Origin of the sequence: Sellimonas sp. (assembly GCF_047234585.1) — a bacterium.
In the GTDB taxonomy this organism is placed as follows: Bacteria; Bacillota; Clostridia; order Lachnospirales; family Lachnospiraceae; genus Sellimonas; species Sellimonas caecigallum.
Window position 1 is genome coordinate 67,839 of record NZ_JBKSWG010000005.1, and the last position, 22,708, is coordinate 90,546.

Here is a 22,708-nt window from a genome sequence, read left to right on the forward strand (position 1 = left end):
AGAAATGGAGAGAGAGTTTTTAGAACGGCTTCTTGGCACCGTTTCCGTATCCGGATATGAAGAGCCGCTTCAGAAGGAAGTAAGAGCGGAGATGGATTCCTATGCGGATGAAATCCGGACAGATGAAATGAGCAATCTCGTCTGTGTCATGAATCCGAAAAGCGAAACGAGAATTATGCTTTCCGCACATGCAGATGAAATCGGGCTGATGATTTCCCACATTACGGAAGAGGGAACGCTGAGAGTCATCGACAGGGGTGGAATCGTTGCCCACACATACCCAGGGCAGCAGGTGTGCATCCAGACAAAAGAAGGTCCGGTGTACGGTGTAGTAGAAGCGTACAGAGATCTTTTGAAAAAAGAGAATCTGAGCACAAAAGATTTTGTCATTGATATCGGGGTATCCAGCAAGGAGGAAGCGCTCCAATATGTGGAGCTGGGAGACCCGATTGTGCCGGATACCCATATCCGCATGATGGCAAACGGAAGATTTACAGCGCGTGCTTTGGATGACCGGATCGGCGTTTATATCATTATGGAGGCGTTTAAGAGGGCGAAAGAACTTGGATGCAAAGCGGGAGTGTATGCGGCTTCCACTACAGGGGAAGAGACCACAAAGACAGGGGCATATTGGTGCAGTACGAGGATCCGGCCCACACTGGCGATTGTCGTGGATGTGACATACACAAGCGACTGTATTGGTATGGATCCGGCAGAGATGGGAGATGTAAGACTGGGAAAAGGGCCGGTACTTTGCAACAGCCCGATTGTCGTGAAGAAGTTTAATGACAAGATGGCGGAGACTGCAGAGGAGGCAGGGATTCCGATTCAGAGGGAGGCGGCCAGCCGCCTGAGCTATACGGACGCAGACAAAATCCATTTTTCTAACAAAGGGGTGCCGACGGTACTTGTATCCGTCCCTCTCAGGTATATGCATATGCCTTGCGAGGTGGCGGATGAAAAAGACGTGGAGGGATGTATTGAATTGATTGCCCGCTTTGTGGCGGAGTATTCTGCTTAAAAACAAGAGGAATGTAAAAAGAATATAAAATCGAAGGACACGCGACGGTTGCGGCTAAAATGCAGATGTGATAAAATAAGGCAAAGATTAACAGGGGGATCATCGATCATGTCTACAATCAAAGAGATAGCCGAGATGGCAGGAGTTTCTGTGACAACTGTATCGCGTGTTCTTAATTTTGACGACACATTAAATGTGCAGGACGAGACAAAGCGAAGGGTGTTCGAGGCTGCTGACCGTCTGGAATATCAGATAAAAGATAAAAAAAAGAGAAAAAGGAAATTGAAACTGGGGTTTTTCTGCTCCTATTCTCCGGAGGAAGAACTGGAAGATACGTTTTATCTTTCTATTCGAATCGCAGTAGAGAAAAAAATGGAAAAAGAAGGGTTTAAAAAGATACAGATCAATGAGCATATTGTCCAGGAAGAGGCTGCAAAGCTGGACGGAATCATCTGTCTTGGGACATTCAGCGACTCAATGGTTCGGAAAATCAGCGAATTTCAGAAGCCGGTTGTATTTATCGATACAAAGGGCGACTTGGATCGATTTGATTCTGTTGTTGTAAACCTGACACACTCGGTGGAGAAGGTATTGGATTATCTTGTGGAAGAAGGGCACGAGAGAATTGCTTTTATCGGCGGGTGCGATATCGATTCGGATGGGAAAGAACTGGAGGATGTGCGGATTCCGATCTTTCGTTCTTATATGGAAGAAAAAGGGTTCCTCAGGGAAGAGTACATTAAAATCGGGGGATTTACACCAAAGTATGGATATAAACTGGGGAAAGAGCTGTTGGCTATCAAGGAAAGGCCAACAGCTGTCTTCTGTGCGAACGATTCTCTTGCTATCGGCTGTTATAAGGCCATCCAGGAGGCAGAGCTGCAGATACCGGAAGATATCAGCGTTGTCGGCTTCAATGATATTTCCATGGCAAAATACCTTGTGCCGCCTCTTACCACAGTGCATATTCCCATGGATTTCATGGCGGAACGGGCTGTGGATGTGCTGGCCGAAAGGATCAGCACGAACAGGGAGATCAGTATGAATATTGCAGTATCTGCAAAGCTGATCATCCGGGAAAGTGTAAGCAGAGTGAAACAGGAAAATAAAAGATGTGAAAAATAATCTATGAAAGGCCGTGCACACATATTTGTGACCGGCCTTTTTCATTTCATAGGAAACTGCGTTCCCTATGAAATAAAAAGCCCTCCGGGTGGGATGCGCACGCCGCAATAAGGGTATTTTACAGAAATTTAACATAAAAATAACATAGATTTAAAAATGGATTGACACCGATGTTTCCCTTCATATAAAATGATAGATAGTGCGGCAAAAAGCCGCATTACAACTGCATAAGAAAAGACAGAATATCAAAAGAAACGAAAGGGAAGATTTTAGGAGGAAAATCAACAAATGAAACCAGAATATGTCTTTATGCTGCTTGGAGGGCTTGCACTTTTCCTTTACGGAATGCAGATGATGAGCAGCAATCTGGAAGCGGTAGCGGGCGACAGGCTGAAAGGGATCCTGGAGCGGCTCACTTCCAATCGTATCCTTGGAGTACTTGTAGGTGCTGTCATCACAGCGATCATTCAGTCTTCATCTGCCACGACAGTCATGGTAGTCGGATTTGTGAATTCGGGGCTCATGACACTTCGCCAGGCAGTATGGATCATCATGGGAGCCAATATCGGAACGACCATCACAGGTCAGCTTGTGGCTCTTGATATCGGGACGATAGCGCCGCTCTTTGCTTTTATCGGTGTTGCCATGCTGATGTTTTCAAAAAACAGAAAGGTACAGAACATCGGAAGCATCATCGCCGGATTAGGGGTACTCTTCATTGGCCTTGGTCTGATGAGCGACGCGATGATGCCGATGAGAGAATCAGAAGCATTTGTATCACTTTTGACCAAATTCTCTAACCCGCTGCTTGGTATACTGGCAGGTGCTATATTTACGGCTGTCATCCAATCATCTTCGGCCTCTGTCGGTATTCTTCAGGCGCTTGCTATCAGCGGACTGATCGATATCAACAGTGCAGTATTCGTCCTGTTCGGGCAGAATATCGGTACATGTATTACGGCGCTGATTGCGTCGGTAGGAATGAACCGGAACGCAAAGAGGACGACGGTCATCCACTTTATGTTTAATGTGATCGGAACGATCATTTTTGTGGCAATCACATTGACAACGCCGTTTGCTTCCTTCGTGGCAAGCTTTACACCGGGAAATCCGGCAGCACAGATTGCAAACGTCCATACGATTTTCAATATTGTCACGACTATTGTTCTGATTCCGTTCGGAACAGGACTTGCTGCACTGGCGGAGAAGATCCTTCCGGATAAAAAGCAGGAAGCACATCTGGACGAGGAAGTATGGCTCAAGGAGATGATGAATACCCAGCATGTTCTCGGATCTTCTGCCATTGCGGTTAACAGCCTGATGGAAAATGTCGGCACGATGTTTACATTTGCAAAAGAAAATGTCCTCAAAGGATTTGACATGATATTAAGCGGAGACGTCAAAGGATTTGAGGAAGTGGAAGAGAAGGAAAATCAGATTGACCTCTATAACATTAATATATCAAAACGTCTGTCCAAAGTCCTCACAGTGGAGCATGCACCTGCCGAGACAAAGAAATTAAACAGTATATTCAAGATGTCCGGAAACGTGGAGCGTGTCGGCGATCACGCGATGAACTTTGCAGAACACGCGGCAATGATGAAAGAAAGAAAACTTTCCTTGTCCCAATCTACGATCGAAGAGCTGAAAGAAATGCGGACACAGTGCGAAAAAGCATTCGAGAGGCTGGAACTTTCAGAGAATGCGGACAGGACACAGATGCTTGTGGATGCAGTAAGTTTTGAGCGGGCAGTGGACGATATTACCGAACGTTGCAGGAACAACCAGGTAGAACGGATTCACAGCCATGCGTGCGATATTGAGAGTGCTGTGCTGTACTCCGAGATACTGATCGACTATGAAAGAATCGGAGATCATATCCGCAATATTGCCGAGGCTTATGCCGAGCAGGATTTATAGAAATGATAAATGGATAAAACCACCAAAAAAAGAAGGGTGGTTTTATCCATTTTTGCTGAAATGAGAAGAAAAGTATTGATAAAATATTGACGAACAGAAGATTGATTGTTATAATTGTACCAGAGTTTGAACTTTAGTCTATAACTTACAGGACGGCATAAAAGCCGCCCGGCTGAAAGAGAAGGAAATATAAGAGAGGGGAGAAAACATGACTCCACTGGTAACGAATATTCAGAAGTATTCCATCCACGATGGAGACGGAATCCGCACGAGCGTATTTTTTAAAGGATGTCCGCTGAAATGTACGTGGTGTCACAATCCGGAGACTCAGAAATATACCAATCAGCTTTTGACAAACGAGTCGAAATGTACCGGGTGTGGATACTGTGCAGAGGAATGCCCGGAACATGCCATCCGAATAGAAGGCGGAAAAGCGCTGACGGATCAGAAGGCATGCACATTGTGCGGAAAATGTACGGATGTCTGTCCGCAGAATCTCCGTGAGATGGCCGGCAAAACATATACGGTCAAAGAGCTCGTAAAAGAACTGAAAAAAGACGAGATGTTTTACGAGGAATCCGGCGGAGGTGTGACTTTGTCAGGCGGAGAGGTTCTTGCCAATGATATGGATTATATGGAAGAGCTGGCAAGAGAGCTTTATAAATCCGGCATCAGCGTGACGATCGATACATGCGGATATGTCCCGTACAGCCATTTTGAACGGATTCTTCCGTACACGGAAACATTTCTGTATGACATCAAATCCATGGATCCTGAAAAGCACAGGAAGTACATGGGAGAGGATAACCGGCTGATCTTGGAAAACCTGGAGAAGCTTAGTAAAGACGGGGCACAGATTTACATCCGGATCCCGACGATCAAGGAAGTAAACGGAACAGAAGAAGATATGCAGGCGGTAATCGATTTCCTGTTGGAAAAGAAAATCCGCACACCGCAGGTCAATCTGCTTCCATATCACAATACAGGTTCCAGTAAATATGAAAGACTTGGAACAGAATATGAGGGGAAAAATTTAAGTGCCCCATCGAAAGAAGAGATGGAGCATTTCGTAAAGATGTTCCAGCAGGCAGGCTTTCACAATACCAAAATAGGAGGTTAAAATCATGGAAGAAAGAGGTATGAACGCCAGAATCAAAGCACTCAGAAAACTGAGCGAGAACACGCAGGCACACATCGACATGGAACGTGCAAAGAGTGAGACAGAAACTTACAAAAAATACGAAGGGAATCTTTCTATTCCGGAACTTCGTGCCCAGGTATTAAAAGACTACTTTGCAACAAAGACACTTTACATCGGAGATGGAGAACTCATCGTAGGCGAAAAAGGCGATGGCCCGTGGGCTGCACCGACATTCCCGGAACTTTGCTGCCACACAGTAGAAGACATGCATGTCATGAATGACCGTGAGCTTATCAGCTTCAAAGTCAAAGATGAAGATTACAAATTCCAGGAAGATGTTATCATCCCATACTGGGAAAAAAGATCCATCAGAAATAAGATCCTGAACAATATGACACAGGAGTGGAGAGACTGCTACGAAGCAGGTATCTTTACAGAGTTCATGGAACAGAGAGGACCGGGACATACAGTAGGTTCTGTAAAAATTTATGAAAAAGGATTCCTGGATTACAAAGAAGATATCCAGAAAGCAATCGACGCACTGGATTTCCAGAACGATCCGGATGCATTTGACAAGAGAAACCAGCTCCGCGGAATGTCCATCGCATGTGACGCGGTTATGGTTCTTGGAAAACGTTACGCAGAATATGCAAGAGAACTTGCAGAAAAAGAGACAGATGAAACAAGAAAGGCAGAGCTTCTTCAGATCGCTGCAAACTGTGATGTCGTACCGGCACACAAACCGCAGACATTCTGGCAGGCTATCCAGATGTACTGGTTTGTACACTTAAGTGTAACAAGCGAATTAAATCCGTGGGATGCATATTCACCGGGACGTTTCGACCAGCACCTGAATCCGTTCTACGAAAAAGACGTGGAAGACGGAATCCTGGATGACGAGAAAGCACTGGAACTTCTGGAATGTCTCTGGGTAAAATTCAACAACCAGCCGGCACCGCCGAAGGTAGGTATCACACTGAAAGAGTCTGGAACATACACAGACTTTGCAAACCTCAACACAGGAGGAATCACACCGGACGGTAAGAATGGTGTCAACAACGTAAGTTATCTGATCCTTGACTGTATGGATGAAATGAAGCTTCTTCAGCCGAGTTCAAACGTACAGATCAGCCGCAAGACACCTCAGAAATTCCTGAAACGTGCATGCGAGATCTCCAGAAAAGGATGGGGACAGCCGGCATTCTATAATACAGAAGCAATCATCCAGGAACTCCTGAATGCAGGAAAGACTCTGGAAGACGCAAGACGCGGCGGTACAAGCGGATGTGTTGAGACAGGAGCATTCGGAAATGAAGCGTACATCCTGACAGGATATTTCAACCTGCCTAAGATCTTTGAGATCACACTCAACAATGGATTTGACAAACGTACAGGAAAACAGATCGGTCTTGCTCTTGGACACGCAACAGAATTTGAGACATACGAAGATCTTTTCGAAGCGTACAAAAAACAGATCAAACACTTCCTTGACATCAAGGTACAGGGAAATAACGTGATTGAACGTATCTATGCAGAGTACATGCCGGTTCCGTTCCTTTCCATCATCACAAACGACTGTATCTCCAAAGGAAAGGACTACAATGCAGGCGGAGCAAGATACAATACAAAATATATTCAGGGTGTTGGTATCGGTACGATCACAGACTGTCTGTCTGCTGTGAAATACAATGTATTTGACAAAAAGACAATGACGATGGCAGAACTGATGGAAGCCCTGGATGACAACTTTGAAGGACATGAAAAGATTCTGAATCTCGTTAGAAATAAAACTCCGAAATACGGAAACGACGACGATTACGCAGATGATATCATGAAGGAAGTATTCAGCTACTATCAGCAGGAAGTATCCAGACGCCACAATACAAACGGCGGTATGTACCGTGTAGATATGCTTCCGACAACATGTCACGTATACTTCGGAGAAGTTATGGGAGCAAGTGCAAACGGACGTCTTGCAGAAAAACCGGTATCCGAAGGAATTTCTCCGGAAAAAGGAGCAGACGTAAACGGACCGACAGCAGTTGTAAAATCCTGTGCAAAGATGGATCATCTCCAGACAGGCGGAACACTGCTGAACCAGAAATTCACTCCGAATGTAGTGGCAGGAGAAGAAGGACTCGATCAGATGGCAAATCTTGTAAGAACATATTTCAACATGGATGGACATCACATCCAGTTTAATGTCATCGACAAGCAGACACTGATCGAAGCACAGAAACATCCGGAAGACTACAAAGATCTGATTGTGCGTGTAGCTGGATACAGCGATCACTTCAGAAACTTAAGCAAAGCGCTTCAGGATGAAATCATCGAAAGAACAGAACAGAGCTTTAACTAATCAAATTAGTTTGAACAGTTAGTATGTTCCCCACAGGAATACACAATACTTCAGTATTCCTGCGGGGACTTTTTTTAATCAATTCTTAATATTGTTTTTATAGTTTTTTGGGAAATGGGGCGTATAATGAGATTTATACGAAAGAAAAAGACGAAAAACAACGGAGGGAACAGATGCTGAGAAGAATGGCCGAGAGATGGGACGAGACAGAAGAATACGATGTGGACAGGATCCCGGTGGACAGGTTAAAGCCGGATTGCTGCCAAGGTCTGAACGATATACAGGTTCGGGAAAGGAAAGACAAGGGATGGAGGAACATTCCGGTGGATCCTCCGGCCAAGACGACCAAAGACATCATAAAGGATAATGTATTTACCTATTTTAACTTGATTTTTGTGATCCTTGCAGCACTTTTGATCGTAGTCGGATCTTTCCGTGATCTTACTTTTATGCCGGTTGTGATCATCAATACGCTGATCGGTATCATACAGGAAGTCCGGGCTAAAAATGTACTGGAAAAGATGTCGATGCTGAATGCGCCCCGGGCGATGGTCGTGCGAAATGGAGAGCAGAAAATGATCGATGTGGAGGAGCTGGTTTTGGACGATATCGTGATCTTCAAGGCCGGAAATCAGATCTGTGCGGATGCTATTGTGGAGTCGGGAGAAGTCCAGGTCAATGAGTCTCTCCTGACAGGAGAAGCAGATGAGATCACGAAACACAAAGGCGACGTACTCATGTCAGGCAGCTTTGTCGTTTCCGGGCAGTGCCGCGCACGTCTTGATAAAGTAGGAGCGGATTCGTATATATCCAGGCTGACGCTGGAAGCAAAGGCCATGAAGGAAGGAGAACAGTCGGAGATGATCCGTTCTCTGGACAAACTCGTCAAAGGTGTGGGGATCGTCATCATCCCGATCGGCCTGATTTTGTTTTCCCAGAGCTTTTTCCTTAACGAGGAAAGCTTTCGTTCTAGTATCACAGCCATGGTGGCAGCAGTTGTAGGGATGATCCCGGAAGGGCTTTATCTGCTTGCCAGTGTGGCGCTGGCAGTAAGCGCCATACGGCTTGCAGGACAGAAAGTCCTTCTTCACGACATGAAGAGTATCGAGACTCTGGCCAGAGTCAACGTGCTTTGTGTGGATAAGACCGGGACTATCACGGAAAACACGATGAAAGTCCAGGGGCTGAAAGCTTCCAAAAACTATGACAAAGAAAGAATGCCGCCGTTAAAAGAGCTGATCGGAGATTTCGCGGCAGCTATGAGCAGCGATAATATTACTATGGAGGCTATCCAGGCCCATTTTCAGGAAAAGAGCGGCAGAGAGCCGGTAAAAGTCACACCCTTTTCTTCGGAATTCAAATACAGCAGCGTGAGCTATGAAGATACCGCGTACGTGCTCGGGGCTCCGGAATTTGTTCTGCGGGAAGACTATGAGGAATACGAAGGGGAAATCAGCAAATACGCTGGAAAAGGATACAGGGTTCTTGTATTCGGAAGCAGTGAGGAAAAGCCGGACGGAAAAGCGCTGAAAGGAAAGGTAATTCCACTTGCATTTATCATGCTTGCAAATCCGATACGAAAAGAGGCAAAGCAGACATTCGCCTACTTTGAAGAGCAAGGTGTGGAAGTCAAAGTTATCTCCGGGGATAATCCGGTTACGGTTTCGGAAGTAGCAAAAAAGGCAGGAATCGCACATGCAGAGAATTATGTGGATGCATCCGAATTAAAAAGCGAGAAGGATATATCGGAGGCGGTGCTGAAGTATTCTGTCTTCGGACGTGTGACGCCGAGCCAGAAAAGACAGTTTGTCAAGGCGTTAAAGGAGGCAGGCAGGACGGTAGCTATGACAGGGGATGGTGTAAACGATGTGCTGGCCTTGAAAGATGCCGATTGCAGTATTGCGATGGCTTCCGGCAGCGATGCTGCTGCCCAGGCATCTCAGCTTGTCCTTCTGGATTCCAATTTTGCGTGCATGCCTTCCGTTGTTCTGGAAGGACGGAGAGTTGTCAACAATATACAGCGGTCCGCCAGTCTTTTTCTGGTCAAGAATATTTTTTCCCTGCTGCTTGCACTGTTCTCCGTAGTATTTATGATCACGTATCCTCTGGAACCATCCCAGGTATCCCTGATCAGTATGTTTACCATCGGAGTCCCGGCATTTTTCCTTGCCTTGGAACCGAATAAAAATATGATTCAGGGGCACTTTCTCACAAACGTGTTTCTGAAGGCATTGCCGGCAGGACTTACGGATGTGCTGGCAGTCGGTGCGCTTGTCGTGTTCGGACAGACGTTTGGAGTTGATCAAAGTGACATTTCCACAGCTGCAACGATGCTTCTGGCTATCGTCGGATTTATGATCCTCTTCTCTATCAGCAAGCCGATGAACAAGATCCGGACAGCTGTGCTGGCAGGATGTGTGGTTGCGCTTCTGTTTTGCAGTACGGTGTTAAATCAGCTGTTTGCCATTACCGGCATGTCCGCAAAATGCATTATGCTGTTCGTCGTATTTTCCATCGCTACAGAGCCAGTGCTCAGATACCTGACCTTGCTTGTTGGAAAGATTCGGGAAGTATACGGAAAAGTAAAAAAGAAAAGGAATGAGAAGATATGAGGATACAAGGATTACAAAAACTGACCCTCCTGGACTATCCAGGAAAAGCAGCCTGTACGATCTTTACAGCAGGGTGCAATTTTCGGTGTCCGTACTGCCATAATGCATATCTGGTCACACAGACCGAATCTCACGATGATATAGATCAAGAAGAGATTTTTGCATTTCTGAAACGCAGAAAAGGGATTCTCGATGGAGTTTGCGTAAGCGGCGGAGAACCGCTCCTGCAGAATGGTCTGGAGGAATTCCTGAGACAAATCAGGGAGATGGGATATGAGGTCAAGCTGGACACAAACGGAAGCTTTCCCGAGCGTTTGGATCGGTTTATCGAACAGGGACTTATCGACTATGTTGCTATGGATCTGAAAAATTCGAGGAAGCATTACGGACAGACAATCGGTGTACCGGGATTTGATATCCGTCCCATCGAAGACAGCGTGGATATTCTGATGGAAGGGAGAATCCCGTACGAGTTTAGGACCACCGTCGTAAGAGAGTTCCATCAGCGGTCAGATTTTGAGGAGATGGGACTTTGGATACGGGGAGCAAAGCGGTATTTCCTCCAGCAGTTTGAGGACTCAGGCAATCTGATCCGTCCGGGACTTCACAGTTATGACCGTTCCATATTGGAACAGGCTTTGGAAATCGTGAGAAAATATGTTCCACAGACGGAACTACGAGGAATATAGGAAAAAGTGAAAGACAATATATAGTGTTTGTTTTAATGTTAAACCGACAAAAACAACTATATATTGTCTTTTTGCATTGACACTGAATATGCGCAGTGGTAAAATGAAACCACTGACGGAATAACAGGCGGAAAAGAGAAAGAAGGGATTGGGCATATGTATCAGGTAGTAAAAAGAGACGGACAGATTGCTGAATTTGATATCGCCAAGATCAGCGGAGCTATCCGCAAGGCGTTTGAAGCAGAAGAGAAGAATTATCATCCGAGCATTATCGATATGCTTGCTTTAAAAGTAACGGCAAACTTTGAACCAAAGATTTGCAATGGAAAGATCAAGGTAGAAGAGATCCAGGACAGTGTGGAGGAAGTGCTCGTGCAGGCGGGGTATGCGGATGTGGCAAAAGGATATATCCTGTACCGCAAGCAGCGGGAGAAAGTAAGGAATCTGAAGTCTGCCGCACTGAACTATAAGGAGATCGTCAATAATTACCTTCAGATCAACGACTGGAGGGTAAAGGAGAATTCTACGGTCACATACTCGGTGGGAGGACTTATCCTCAGCAATTCCGGAGCCATCACGGCAAATTACTGGCTGACAGAGATTTATGACAAGGAAATAGCACAGGCCCACAGAAATGCAGATATCCATCTCCATGATCTCTCTATGCTGACCGGCTACTGTGCAGGATGGTCCTTAAGACAGCTGATCCAGGAAGGTCTGGGAGGGATTACAGGCAAGATTACATCTTCCCCTGCGAAACATCTGAGTGTGCTTTGCAATCAGATGGTCAATTTCCTCGGCATCATGCAGAATGAATGGGCTGGCGCACAGGCATTTTCTTCCTTTGATACGTATCTTGCGCCGTTTGTCCGCACGGATAACTTAAAATACACCGAAGTGAAAAAATGCATCGAATCTTTTGTCTATGGAGTAAATACCCCGTCTCGGTGGGGGACACAGGCCCCGTTTACAAATATCACTCTGGACTGGACGGTTCCGGATGACTTGAGGGATAAGAAAGCCATTGTAGGCGGAAAAGAAATGGACTTTACATATGGAGACTGCAAAAAAGAGATGGATATGGTCAATAAAGCCTTCATCGAAGTCATGATCGAAGGGGATGCCCAAGGGCGAGGATTTCAGTATCCGATCCCGACATACTCGATCACGAAGGATTTCGACTGGTCTGAGACGGAGAACAACAAACTGCTTTTTGAAATGACATCCAAGTATGGTACGCCGTATTTCTCCAACTATATCAACAGTGATATGGAACCGAGCGACGTGAGAAGTATGTGCTGCAGACTCCGGCTTGATTTGCGGGAACTGAGAAAGAAAGCGGGCGGCTTCTTTGGAAGTGGGGAAAGCACAGGATCCATCGGAGTGGTAACGATCAATCTTCCGAGGATGGCATACCAGTCAAAAGACGAACAAGATTTCTTCAGGCGCCTTGCCCATATGATGGATATTGCAGCAAGATCGCTGCACATCAAAAGGGAGGTTATCTCCAAACTTTTGGACGAGGGCCTCTACCCGTACACAAAACGATATCTCGGTGGATTTGGAAATCACTTCTCTACCATCGGTCTGATCGGCATGAATGAGGCGGGATTAAATGCCAACTGGCTGAGAAAAGATATCACGCATAAAGAAACGCAGGAGTTTGCAAAGAAAACATTGAATTTCATGAGAAATCGGCTCTCCGATTATCAGGAACAGTATGAAGAGCTATTTAATCTGGAAGCAACGCCGGCAGAATCTACGACTTATCGGTTCGCAAAACATGACCGGGAGCAGTTCCCTGACATTATCACGGCAGCGGAAGGGGATGGTACACCTTATTATACGAACAGTTCCCATCTTCCTGTCGGATACACAGAAGATATTTTTGACGCGCTGGATATCCAGGACGAACTGCAGACACTCTACACGTCCGGAACGGTGTTCCACGCATTCCTTGGCGAAAAACTCCCTGGATGGAGAGAATCCGCTATCCTTGTGCGGAAAATCGCGGAAAATTACGAGCTTCCGTATTACACGATATCTCCGACGTACTCCATCTGCCAGGAACACGGATATATCAACGGAGAACATTTCTCCTGCCCGCACTGCGGCAAAAAGACAGAAGTGTACAGCCGGATTACAGGTTACTACCGACCGGTACAGAACTGGAATGACGGAAAACTCCAGGAATTCAAAGACAGGAAAGAATATATTATCGAGAAATCCGTTATGAAAAAGGAGAAAAAAGCTGTATAGATGCTGAGATTAGCTCTATTGATATATGTCCGAAAACGGATATAATAAACATGCACGAAAACGGACAAGAGGGAGATAAATCTATGCATTACTTAACGTCGGAGAAATACACCTATTTGGCCGGAGAGATCAATGCTCTGTACCACGAGGCCGCCGTAAAGATGGGCGTTTCAGACAGCGTTCAAAATATTTTGTATGTAATTTGTGAAAAAGGGGATCGGTGTCTGCAAAGTGACATTAGTAAGTTGACCGGCATAAGCCGACAGACAATAAATTCTGCGATCCGCAAATTGGAAAAGGACGGAATCGTCTATCTTGAGCAGGGAAAAGGACGGAACACGATTGTTTGCCTGACTGAAAAAGGAAAGCAATTTGCATCTGAGAAGATCTATCCATTATACGAAATTGAAAACAAAATTTGGAATGAGTGGACAGCTGAAGAGCAAGAGCAATATTTACTGCTCACGCAAAAATATCGTGATGCGCTGAAGAAGTATTTAAATGCGATTTTGTGATACAGTGTCCATAGCAAGAAGCAAATAAAGGAAAGAAGGAACGTTTAATATGGAGGGAAACAGTGGTAGGTTATAAATTCGATGATATTGAATTTCATTTAAAAGAAGCATGTGATGTTTCGTGGCTTCGTGAATTTGGAAAAGTGTTTGCCGTTTATGATCAAAATGATTCTGGAAATATCAGTTTTGGAGTTGACAACGGCAAGGAAAAGTTTTTTATCAAGGTGGCTGGTTTAAGTACGATGGAATCCACGCAGACAAAAGAAGAGGCGGTAACTGCGCTGAAAGCGGCGATGCCGGTATACGAGAACATCAGACATAAGAATCTGATCGATCTTGTCAGACATTATGCTTTCGGGGATATGTATCTGGCTATATTTAAGTGGGTCGAGGGAGAATGTCTGTTTGATCACTGGAATTTTGAAAAATATGACAGAGATCCGGAAATCATACCGCCTGCCAAGCGTTTCAAACAATTGCCTATTACGAAGCGGCTGAACTCTGCCGATGTATTATTTTCTTTTTTGGACGCGGTCTCAAAAAAAGGATATGTCGCGGTAGACTTCTATGATGGCAGTATCATGTATGATTTTGAAAGTGATACTACCACCATTTGTGACATCGATCTGTTTCGAAAAAAACCTGCTGCAAATGACATGGGGAAAAACTACTGGGGAACCAAAAGGGTCAAGGCACCGGAAGAATATTGTTACGGAGCTGTGATCGATGAAGCAACCAATGTATATACACTGGGAGCAGTGCTTTTTAACAGTTTTTTTGGTCATTATACAGATCAGGAGATACGGCAGATGTATGAAAAGAGTGCCTTCATGCCTTGTCCGCTCTCAAAATGGGAGTTAAATAAAAAAAGTTATGAGGTTGTGTCAAAAGCTGTTTCGAAGAAACGATCCGAACGGTATTCTTCGATACATGAATTTTATATGGCATGGAAGGAAGCATTGGTGTCTATTTTTTCAGCGCACTGCTTTTCCCGATCATGAAATGGTCGCCCTTCAGGATGTCATACGCTTTTTCATAGTTGTTTTTTCGCATATAGCGGATCATTTTTTTGAGATTTTCATTGGCCTTCTCGATATGAAGGCCATTTTTTACGGAATAGAGCCCCATGCGAATGACTTCGTTGAGGTTATTTTCATAGATCCGGTTTATGCGGTCGTTTTCGAAAATGCTCACGATCTCCATGTGCATCTTGGTATCGGCAAGCTCCCACTGGAAGATATCGTCGGAGGCTGCGCACATGCGGACAACTTTCTCCTCGATACGGTAGGAGAATTCTTCCGCCCTCCCGGTTTCGAAGATCATGCGGAAGGCAGATCCTTCCAGAAGTTCCCTGAGCTGGTAGATTTCGTTGATATCCTTGTCTGTGATCTCGGCCACGATCATGGAGCGATAGTAATCGCGCGTGATGAGTCCTTCCGAGTGGAGCATCTTAAGTGCTGTCCGGACAGGATTGCGGCTCATATTCAGCTCTTCAGTAAGCATGGCTTCGGTAAGCTGCATGCCTGGCGGATAGGAAAGTGTCAGAATGTTATGTTTGATCTTTTCGTAAGCCTGATCGGCCAGAGAGATTTTTTCGGCCATTGGTGTTCTCCTTTCGGATACAAATATCAAAAATAGGATCTTGTATGATATTGTATACAAAATAAAACGAAAATACAAGGAAAAACGGAAGAAAAAAATTAAAAAAATTGATTTAGAATGATTGACATTTGGCTTCAGGAGTGATATGTTTAAGAAGGTAATTGTATACAAGTTGTTTGAATGTATACAAAAAAGAGCACACAAAAAAGGAGCGTATTCATATGAAATTAGGATTTATCGGATGCGGAAACATGGCAAGCGCCATCATGGGCGGAATTATCAAAAAAGAACTGATGAAACCGGAAGAGATCATCGGAGCTGACGTATTTGCGCCGACAAGAGAGAGAGCAAGAGAGACATATGGAATCCAGATTACAGACAGCAACATGGAAGTAGTGGAAAATTCAGAAGTCATCATACTTGCTGTAAAGCCGCAGTTTTATGAATCTGTGATCACAGAGATCAAAGATAAAGTAAAAGACAGCCAGATCATCATCACGATCGCACCGGGCAAGACACTTGCTTGGCTGAAAGAAAAATTCGGAAAAGAAGTAAAGATCGTGCGTACGATGCCGAACACACCGGCTATGGTCATGGAAGGGATGACAGCTGCATGCCCGAATGAAAATATGACAGAAGAAGAGATCAAATATGCTTGCAGCATTCTTGAAAGCTTCGGAAAAGTGGAAGTGATTCCGGAAAGACTGATGGATGCGGTCGTATCTGTAAGCGGAAGCTCCCCGGCTTACGTATTCCTTTTCATCGAAGCGATGGCAGACGCTGCAGTGGCAGACGGTATGCCAAGACCGCAGGCTTACAAATTCGCTGCTCAGGCAGTTCTCGGAAGCGCAAAGATGGTACTGGAAACAGGAAAACATCCGGGAGAACTCAAAGATATGGTATGCTCCCCGGCAGGAACAACCATCGAAGCAGTGCGCGTTCTCGAAAGAACAGGCTTCAGAAGCTCTGTGATCGAAGCGATGAAAGCATGCGCAGATATTGCAAAAAGAATGTAAAAAAGGTATACTGGAAACAGTACGTGATTGAGGGAAGAAAAGGCTCAGTTGTCATCGGTACAACTGGGTCTTTCTTGATTTTTGCGATATAAACTATGGAAGGGAGTGGATCAGACAATGGATGATTCAAGGAAAAGTGTAAAAGACCGGATCGTATCGGCTGCGTGGGATCTGTTTTACGAAAAGGGGTATGATGATACGACAGTGGATGATATTATCCGGCTTTCCAATACATCAAAAGGTTCGTTTTACTATTATTTTGACGGAAAGGATGCTCTTTTAAATACCCTTTCCACTGTGCTGGACGAGCATTACAAAATCCTTCGGGAAGAATTGAGCCCGGAGATGGATCATTTCGAACAGCTGATGTTTTTGAATTATAAGGCGCATTCTTTTATGGAAAATTCCATCAAGGTGGATCTTCTGGCGTCTCTTTACTCGACGCAGCTGATTTCCAAGGGGGACAGAAGCCTTCTGGATCAGAACAGAGAATACTATAAGCTTGTCGCCTCCATCATTGAGGAAGGACAAAAAGCAGGGGAGATCAACGACAGCAAATCCGTCTCGGAGTTGGTTAAATACTATTCTCTGTGTGAGAGGGCGCTTGTGACAGACTGGTGTCTGAACAGAGGAAGCTATTCTCTGGCAGAATACAGCAAAGAGTACATGCCTGTCATGATGAACCGCTTTAAGGAGAAAAGAGACTCATGAATCACATGGAGAGAAGAGAGGCGCTGCGCGGGATGTGCATCGCCCTCATAGGAGGAATATTCTGGGGACTGGCTGGGGTTTTCGGCCAGTATCTTTTTGAGTTCAAAGGGACGAACGCCAGATGGCTCGTAAGCGTGCGGCTTTTGTTGGCGGGACTTCTCCTGCTTTCCACGGTGCTGGCCAAGCAGAAGAAAGATATGTGGAGGATCTGGAAGAACAAGAAGGATGTCGGGGTGCTGATTTTGTTTGCGATTTTTGGTATGGCAGGGTGTCAGCTTACATATTACACAGCGGTAGAGCTTTCCAATGCCGGGACAGCGACAGTACTTCAGTATACGGCGCCGGTCATCATCATGGTCTGTCTGGCGGTGTGGAACAGGAGAGTGCCGCGGCTTTTAGAGATACTTGCCCTTGCATGTGCACTTTTCGGCACCTTCATGCTTGCCACACACGGGAACGTACATTCTCTGGCCATTTCCAGGGAAGCGCTTTTCTGGGGACTAGGGTCTGCAGTCATGATGGCAGCGTACAATCTGATTCCGGGAAGACTTATGAAAGAATATGGAACATTCTGTGTGATCGGATGGGGGATGCTGCTTGGAGGGATTTTCCTTTCCGCATTCACAAAACCATGGCATGTTGTCGGTACGTGGGACGGACAGGCCATTGGAGCCATGGCGGTTGTTGTGGTAGTGGGAACGGTGCTGTCATTTTCTTTCTATATGGAAGGAGTACGGATCATAGGGGCAGCAAAAGCCAGCCTGTTTGCATCCGTGGAGCCGGTCACAGCTACCATTGCCACTGTGCTGATGATGCATGCGGCGTTTACGGCGATGGATTTTATTGGATTTGTCTTTATTTTGGCAGCCGTTCTCATGCTTTCTGTGGAACCACGGAAAAAATAGTAAAGACAGTTCTGGACATCGCAGAAAAACATAAAAATATTTTATGGGATAATAAAAATATATCATTTTTTCTTATGACAAATTTATGGTATGCTGAAGGAAAGCATGAAGGACAGAATCAGATGGAGGAATGAATGATGTATGATATTTGTATTATCGGAGCAGGACCGGCGGGAATCAGCAGCGCTGTCTACGCAGCCAGCAGAGGACTTCGCACGATCGTTTTGGAAGAAAAAGCAGTTGGAGGACTTCTGGGAAGTGTTTCCACAGTAACTCATTATGCGGGAATTTTTGAAGGAGAGACAGGAAGTACATTTGCAGACCGACTCAGAAAGCAGGCGGAACAGGCTGGTGTGGAGATCGTGATGGAAAAAGTGATAAAGGCCGAACTCAAAGAACCTGTCAAGAGGATCACGACAGAACAGTCTGTATATGAGGCAAAGGCGGTCATCATTGCAGCCGGAACAAAAGCGCGAAAACTCGGGATACCAGGGGAGGAGACGTTCTTTGGAAAAGGGACAGGACTCAATGCGTCAAGAGACGCGGCGCGCTACGAAGGAAAAGATCTGTTCGTGGTAGGAGGAGCGGACGGTGCCATCAAGGAAGCACTTTTCCTGGCTAAGTACGCGAGAAAGCTTACGATCATCCATTTCGAAGATCAGCTTGGAGCTATACCGGAATTTACATCCAAAGTGGAAAAGACAAAGAACATCGAAGTAAGACTTCACAGCCGCCTCACGGAGATACGTGGAAAGGAAGCGGCAGATACGCTTGTGCTGACAGATGAGCACACAAAAGAGCAGGAGATCATACATGCGGAAGGATGCGGGGTTTTTATCTATGCAGGATCTGTCCCGAACACGGAATTGTATCCGGAATTGGCAAAGCAGGACGGATATCTTGTAACGGACGAAAAGCAGAATACAGGAATCCCAGGTGTCTACGCAGCGGGCGATATCTGTGTCAAGCAGGTAAGGCAGGCGGCCACGGCCGTCTCAGACGGAGCCATTGCCGCCATTAATGCCGCAGCCTATGTAAGGAGCCTGTAGAAAACAGGAAAGGAAATGGGAAAACAGATGGAATTATTCAGGGAGACGACAAAAATTGTAAAATATGAGACAGCGGAAGAATTTGTCATGGAATCATCTATGACAAAAGAAGATTTTCTGCTCTGCAGCAGATCTGTTTTTGACAGGTATTTTAAAGAATATGAGCCAAAAGCCTGTGTGCATTTTAAAGATGAATATGGAAGCGGAGAACCTACCGATGTGATGATAGAAAAGCTGAGGGCGGATTTTGAAAAGAGCGGCTGCAAAAGGATCATCGCAGTAGGAGGAGGCGCGATCATCGATATGGCCAAGATCCTTGTCACGGGCATTCCGCAGACAGCAGATGCTGTCTCCATATTTAAAAAAGAGGTTGAGATCACAAAAAAATATCCGTTGATCGCGGTTCCGGCTACATGTGGGGCGGGATCGGAGGTATCCAGTGTCTCGATCATGGAAGCCACAAGCCTTCACACGAAACTTGGCCTGGCAGATTCAGCTCTTTTTCCGGATAAGGCTGTCCTCATACCGGAACTTTTGCGGGAGCTTCCGTATTTTTTCTTTGCCACAAGCGCGATCGATGCGCTGATTCATGCCATGGAATCATATGTCTCCCCGAAGGCAAATCTGTACACGGAAATGTTCAGCGAGAAAGCCATCGATCTGTTGATCCGGGGATTCCTGCGCATGACGGCGGAAGGAAAAGAGGCTAGAATGGAAATGCTGGATGAGTTTTTGACGGCGAGCAACCTTGCGGGGATCGCTTTTGCCAACGCCGGTACAGGTGCAGTCCATGCCATGTCTTATCCTCTTTCCGGCACATACCATGTGACGCACGGAGAGGCCAACTACCAGTTTCTGACGGCAGTGTTTCAAACATATCAGACATGCAGGCCGAACGGAAAGATCAGACAGCTCACAAAAATGCTTGGAAACGTGCTGGGATGCAGGGAAGAGGATGTGTTTAAAAAGCTGGAAGAGCTGCTGTCCGGCATCATCCCGCGCAAACCACTCCGGGAGTACGGGATGAAAGAAGAAGAGATCCGCAGTTTTTCAGTGAGTGTGCAGGAAAGCCAGAAACGGCTGTTAGGCCAAAGCTATATCTGGTTTACAAAAGAACAGATGGAGGACATTTACCGAAGCCTTTATTAGCGGTATCAATAGAAAAATCCTGCCGGACAGCAGGATTTTTTTATTGCTGTATGAGAAAACGTGCAAGTCGTTTCTGGAGCAGAGGTCCGACGATCAAAGCCAGGACGATCTTTACCGTATCTCCTGGAAGATACGGGATCACACCGACAAAAAGGCCGTCCACGAAGGAGAGATGCATCTGAAAGCAAAGCCACATTGTGCCGAAAAGATACATTGCCGCGGAGCCGAGAATGAGTCCAAAGGCCTGGAGGGCAAGACGAAAACGTCCTTCGGACCGGCTCATAAAGAAGCCGGAGATCAAAATAAGAAAGAGAAATCCAGCCAGATATCCGCCGGTAGGACCTGCCAGCTTTCCAAGTCCGCCCGAGAAACCGGAAAAGACAGGAAGCCCGCAGATACCAAGAAGGAGATAGACGATGTAACTGCCAAGAAGGCGGTGTGTCCCCAGTATGTAGATGCCGATATAGAGGACAAGATTTGTAAGACTGATGGGCACCGGACTGACCGGGATCGGGATAGAAAGCGGCGCCAAAATGCAGAGCACAGCTGTCATCAGAGCCATTGTGACAAGCTGTTTTGTATGGGAAGAAGTTGTAGTAATCTGTGAATTCATAGCAAAGTCTCCTTTTCTGTCGGAATGTATTTGTGATGGAATTTCCGAAATATCAGTGTACAAAGGAAGTATAGTATATATGCATATTGATTGTCAACTTAAAAATGATAAAGGTTTACAATTGAAAGAGGGAAGGTCTGCAAACAGGAGGCTGACATTTTTGAAAACAAACAGTATAATAGGGATATGTTTATAAAAGATGGGAGGTAACAACGTTGAAATATAAGATACTTCTTGTTGAGGACGATGAAACAATTGTGGAAATCCTGAAGCGAAATCTTACAAAGTGGGGATATCTTGTTGAGGCGGCAGATGATTTTGCGCAAGTCATGGACACATTCCGGAAGACGGATCCGCACCTTGTACTCCTGGATATTTCCCTTCCATTTTACAACGGATATTATTGGTGTACTGAGATACGAAAGATCAGCAATGTACCGGTCGTCTTTCTTTCTTCCGCCGGGGACGATATGAATCTTGTCATGGCCATCAATATGGGGGCGGACGATTTCGTGGCAAAGCCTTTTAAAATGGACGTGCTTGTGGCAAAAATCCAGGCGGTTTTGCGGAGAACATACGCCTTTGCGAATACCAGACCAGATGTGCTTGCTCACAAAGGAGTTACGCTGAACTTGTCTTCGGCAGTGCTTTCTCACGGGACTGAGAAACTGGAACTCAGCAAAAATGAGTTCCGGATCATGCAGGTGCTGATGGAGAATGCGGGAAAGATCGTGGAGAGAGGGCAGCTCATCCAGAGACTCTGGGAGACGGAGAGCTTCATCGACGACAATACGCTCACAGTCAATGTGACGCGGCTCAGAAAGAAGCTGGAGGATATCGGGCTGTGTGGCTATATTCTGACGAAGAAAGGGATAGGGTACTATGTGGAAGAATAACGAGCTCCTTCTTTTTGCATGGGAAAAGAAGGGGGAAGAGATGATTTTTGCTGCCTTCCTGTTCATCATGGCGGCAGTCTATTTCCTGTATGATCTTCCGGATGGACCCCTCGTATATACATCAGTTTTGACGACAGCGCTTTTTGCAGCGGCCTGGATTGTTGGTTTTCGAAGATGGAAGAAGAAGTGCAGGCAGCTTTCCGGGATTCTTGAAGAAAAATATCGAGAGATAGACAGTCTGCCAAAATGGGATACCCAGGCTGAACAGTTTTATCAGGAACTCTACAGGCGTACGATGAGAGAAAAAGCGGAAGCAGAAGAAAAGATCCGAAAGGAAAAAGCGGAAGCAGATCTCTATTATACACGGTGGAGCCATCAGATCAAGACGCCGCTTTCAGTCATGCGTCTGCTCGTACAGGAGCCGTCAGCTGACCAGGAAGCTATGCGGCAGGAACTGGTCAAGACAGAGCAGTATATCGAGATGGCGCTCAATTACCAGAAGCTTGGGAAGGAAGGGAAAGACCTGCGATTTGATCACTTTTTGGCGGAAAGCCTTGTCAAGCAGGCGGCTGTCCGTACCGCTTCTTTCTTTATCCAGAAGAAGCTTGCCTTCGTGATGGGAGATGGCCTGGACTGTGATATACTTACGGATGAGAAATGGTTTGTATTCATTTTAGAACAGATCTTTACAAATGCGGTAAAATATACAAAGAAGGGAAGTGTCACAGTTTATGCCAAAGAACCGGGCGTTGTGGTCGTAGAAGACACCGGGATCGGCATCCTTTTGGAGGATCTTCCGCGAATCTTTGAGTGGGGATATACTGGGTACAACGGAAGGCTGGATAAGCGTTCCACCGGGATCGGGCTCTCCCTTGTAAAACGGACATGCGATCTTTTAGGACATCGAATATCAGTGGAATCACAGGTGGGAAAAGGGACGAAAGTGGTAATTGATACGCGCAAGGAAGCAGTCTGTGCAGAATAGATGGAAACGAAGTCATAACATTCCCTACCTTACATGGATGTAAGTTTGGAAAAAGAAAGTGTAAGCCGAATCGATGGCAGATGCTTTCTTTTTTTTGTATAGTATAGTCAAAAGGATCGGGATACGATCGAGAGGAGGCAA

At 45.7% G+C, this 22,708-nt stretch carries 19 protein-coding genes; 17 read left to right on the forward strand and 2 right to left on the reverse strand.

Annotated features, from left to right (window positions below; all coding sequences use genetic code 11):
• Window positions 1-4: 4 nt before the first annotated feature.
• From ACLROL_RS03225 to ACLROL_RS03270, 10 genes are all read left to right on the forward strand, one after another.
• A complete protein-coding gene (locus tag ACLROL_RS03225) occupies window positions 5-1,021 on the forward strand; it encodes a M20/M25/M40 family metallo-hydrolase (RefSeq protein WP_288722273.1) in 1,017 nt (338 codons plus the stop codon).
• 108 nt (window positions 1,022-1,129) lie between these two features.
• A complete protein-coding gene (locus ACLROL_RS03230; RefSeq protein WP_288722274.1) occupies window positions 1,130-2,146 on the forward strand; it encodes a LacI family DNA-binding transcriptional regulator in 1,017 nt (338 codons plus the stop codon).
• Window positions 2,147-2,434: 288 nt separating this feature from the next.
• Entirely contained in the window at window positions 2,435-4,066 is a 1,632-nt protein-coding gene (locus tag ACLROL_RS03235; protein WP_221919427.1) for a Na/Pi cotransporter family protein, read from the forward strand.
• Window positions 4,067-4,274: 208 nt separating this feature from the next.
• On the forward strand, window positions 4,275-5,186 hold the full coding sequence (locus ACLROL_RS03240) for a trans-4-hydroxy-L-proline dehydratase activase (protein WP_413067317.1): 912 nt from the start codon (window positions 4,275-4,277) through the stop codon (window positions 5,184-5,186).
• A gap of 4 nt (window positions 5,187-5,190) precedes the next feature.
• A complete protein-coding gene (hypD, locus tag ACLROL_RS03245; protein ID WP_087201770.1) occupies window positions 5,191-7,566 on the forward strand; it encodes a trans-4-hydroxy-L-proline dehydratase in 2,376 nt (791 codons plus the stop codon).
• A gap of 173 nt (window positions 7,567-7,739) precedes the next feature.
• Complete coding sequence (locus tag ACLROL_RS03250; protein WP_413067318.1) at window positions 7,740-10,178, forward strand: HAD-IC family P-type ATPase; 2,439 nt, start codon at window positions 7,740-7,742, stop codon at window positions 10,176-10,178.
• Window positions 10,175-10,867, forward strand: coding sequence for an anaerobic ribonucleoside-triphosphate reductase activating protein (locus ACLROL_RS03255; RefSeq protein WP_413067319.1), 693 nt, complete (start codon window positions 10,175-10,177; stop codon window positions 10,865-10,867). The genes ACLROL_RS03250 and ACLROL_RS03255 overlap by 4 nt, the downstream gene beginning before the upstream one ends.
• Window positions 10,868-11,023: 156 nt before the next feature.
• Entirely contained in the window at window positions 11,024-13,126 is a 2,103-nt protein-coding gene (locus tag ACLROL_RS03260; RefSeq protein WP_246599096.1) for a ribonucleoside triphosphate reductase, read from the forward strand.
• A 50-nt stretch (window positions 13,127-13,176) separates the two neighbouring features.
• Entirely contained in the window at window positions 13,177-13,641 is a 465-nt protein-coding gene (locus ACLROL_RS03265; protein ID WP_246599095.1) for a MarR family winged helix-turn-helix transcriptional regulator, read from the forward strand.
• Window positions 13,642-13,703: 62 nt separating this feature from the next.
• Window positions 13,704-14,642, forward strand: coding sequence for a serine/threonine protein kinase (locus ACLROL_RS03270; RefSeq protein WP_087209613.1), 939 nt, complete (start codon window positions 13,704-13,706; stop codon window positions 14,640-14,642).
• Here ACLROL_RS03270 and ACLROL_RS03275 read toward each other — a convergent pair.
• On the reverse strand, window positions 14,608-15,243 hold the full coding sequence (locus ACLROL_RS03275; protein WP_087201781.1) for a GntR family transcriptional regulator: 636 nt from the start codon (window positions 15,241-15,243) through the stop codon (window positions 14,608-14,610). The genes ACLROL_RS03270 and ACLROL_RS03275 overlap by 35 nt on opposite strands.
• Before the next feature lie 221 nt (window positions 15,244-15,464).
• Between ACLROL_RS03275 and proC the strand changes: the two genes are divergently transcribed.
• From proC to ACLROL_RS03300, 5 genes are all read left to right on the forward strand, one after another.
• Window positions 15,465-16,259, forward strand: coding sequence for a pyrroline-5-carboxylate reductase (gene proC, locus ACLROL_RS03280; RefSeq protein WP_413067320.1), 795 nt, complete (start codon window positions 15,465-15,467; stop codon window positions 16,257-16,259).
• Window positions 16,260-16,376: 117 nt separating this feature from the next.
• Entirely contained in the window at window positions 16,377-16,970 is a 594-nt protein-coding gene (locus tag ACLROL_RS03285) for a TetR/AcrR family transcriptional regulator (RefSeq protein WP_087209610.1), read from the forward strand.
• Window positions 16,967-17,875, forward strand: a complete 909-nt coding sequence (locus ACLROL_RS03290; protein WP_087209607.1) for a DMT family transporter — start codon at window positions 16,967-16,969, stop codon at window positions 17,873-17,875. The genes ACLROL_RS03285 and ACLROL_RS03290 overlap by 4 nt, the downstream gene beginning before the upstream one ends.
• A gap of 134 nt (window positions 17,876-18,009) precedes the next feature.
• Window positions 18,010-18,924, forward strand: a complete 915-nt coding sequence (locus tag ACLROL_RS03295) for an NAD(P)/FAD-dependent oxidoreductase (RefSeq protein WP_318255628.1) — start codon at window positions 18,010-18,012, stop codon at window positions 18,922-18,924.
• 15 nt (window positions 18,925-18,939) lie between these two features.
• Complete coding sequence (locus ACLROL_RS03300; RefSeq protein ID WP_413067321.1) at window positions 18,940-20,073, forward strand: 4-hydroxybutyrate dehydrogenase; 1,134 nt, start codon at window positions 18,940-18,942, stop codon at window positions 20,071-20,073.
• 40 nt (window positions 20,074-20,113) lie between these two features.
• Here the strand turns inward: ACLROL_RS03300 and ACLROL_RS03305 are convergent, their stop codons facing one another.
• Window positions 20,114-20,686, reverse strand: a complete 573-nt coding sequence (locus tag ACLROL_RS03305) for a biotin transporter BioY (RefSeq protein ID WP_413067322.1) — start codon at window positions 20,684-20,686, stop codon at window positions 20,114-20,116.
• Window positions 20,687-20,901: 215 nt separating this feature from the next.
• Between ACLROL_RS03305 and ACLROL_RS03310 the strand changes: the two genes are divergently transcribed.
• Together ACLROL_RS03310 and ACLROL_RS03315 are read left to right on the forward strand one after the other, a co-directional pair.
• Window positions 20,902-21,582 (forward strand): response regulator transcription factor, encoded by a 681-nt coding sequence (locus tag ACLROL_RS03310; RefSeq protein ID WP_413067323.1) that lies wholly within the window; start codon window positions 20,902-20,904, stop codon window positions 21,580-21,582.
• Window positions 21,569-22,567, forward strand: coding sequence for a sensor histidine kinase (locus ACLROL_RS03315; RefSeq protein WP_087201792.1), 999 nt, complete (start codon window positions 21,569-21,571; stop codon window positions 22,565-22,567). The genes ACLROL_RS03310 and ACLROL_RS03315 overlap by 14 nt, the downstream gene beginning before the upstream one ends.
• Window positions 22,568-22,708 lie beyond the last annotated feature (141 nt).

Bases quoted from the DNA above. Each gene is read 5' to 3' on its own strand.
- ACLROL_RS03225 (WP_288722273.1), top strand. From the start codon at position 5: ATGGAGAGAGAGTTTTTAGAACGGCTTCTTGGCACCGTTTCCGTATCC.
- ACLROL_RS03230 (WP_288722274.1), top strand. From the start codon at position 1,130: ATGTCTACAATCAAAGAGATAGCCGAGATGGCAGGAGTTTCTGTGACA.
- ACLROL_RS03235 (WP_221919427.1), top strand. From the start codon at position 2,435: ATGAAACCAGAATATGTCTTTATGCTGCTTGGAGGGCTTGCACTTTTC.
- ACLROL_RS03240 (WP_413067317.1), top strand. From the start codon at position 4,275: ATGACTCCACTGGTAACGAATATTCAGAAGTATTCCATCCACGATGGA.
- hypD (WP_087201770.1), top strand. From the start codon at position 5,191: ATGGAAGAAAGAGGTATGAACGCCAGAATCAAAGCACTCAGAAAACTG.
- ACLROL_RS03250 (WP_413067318.1), top strand. From the start codon at position 7,740: ATGCTGAGAAGAATGGCCGAGAGATGGGACGAGACAGAAGAATACGAT.
- ACLROL_RS03255 (WP_413067319.1), top strand. From the start codon at position 10,175: ATGAGGATACAAGGATTACAAAAACTGACCCTCCTGGACTATCCAGGA.
- ACLROL_RS03260 (WP_246599096.1), top strand. From the start codon at position 11,024: ATGTATCAGGTAGTAAAAAGAGACGGACAGATTGCTGAATTTGATATC.
- ACLROL_RS03265 (WP_246599095.1), top strand. From the start codon at position 13,177: ATGCACGAAAACGGACAAGAGGGAGATAAATCTATGCATTACTTAACG.
- ACLROL_RS03275 (WP_087201781.1), bottom strand. From the start codon at position 15,243: ATGGCCGAAAAAATCTCTCTGGCCGATCAGGCTTACGAAAAGATCAAA.
- proC (WP_413067320.1), top strand. From the start codon at position 15,465: ATGAAATTAGGATTTATCGGATGCGGAAACATGGCAAGCGCCATCATG.
- ACLROL_RS03285 (WP_087209610.1), top strand. From the start codon at position 16,377: ATGGATGATTCAAGGAAAAGTGTAAAAGACCGGATCGTATCGGCTGCG.
- ACLROL_RS03290 (WP_087209607.1), top strand. From the start codon at position 16,967: ATGAATCACATGGAGAGAAGAGAGGCGCTGCGCGGGATGTGCATCGCC.
- ACLROL_RS03295 (WP_318255628.1), top strand. From the start codon at position 18,010: ATGATGTATGATATTTGTATTATCGGAGCAGGACCGGCGGGAATCAGC.
- ACLROL_RS03300 (WP_413067321.1), top strand. From the start codon at position 18,940: ATGGGAAAACAGATGGAATTATTCAGGGAGACGACAAAAATTGTAAAA.
- ACLROL_RS03305 (WP_413067322.1), bottom strand. From the start codon at position 20,686: ATGAATTCACAGATTACTACAACTTCTTCCCATACAAAACAGCTTGTC.
- ACLROL_RS03315 (WP_087201792.1), top strand. From the start codon at position 21,569: ATGTGGAAGAATAACGAGCTCCTTCTTTTTGCATGGGAAAAGAAGGGG.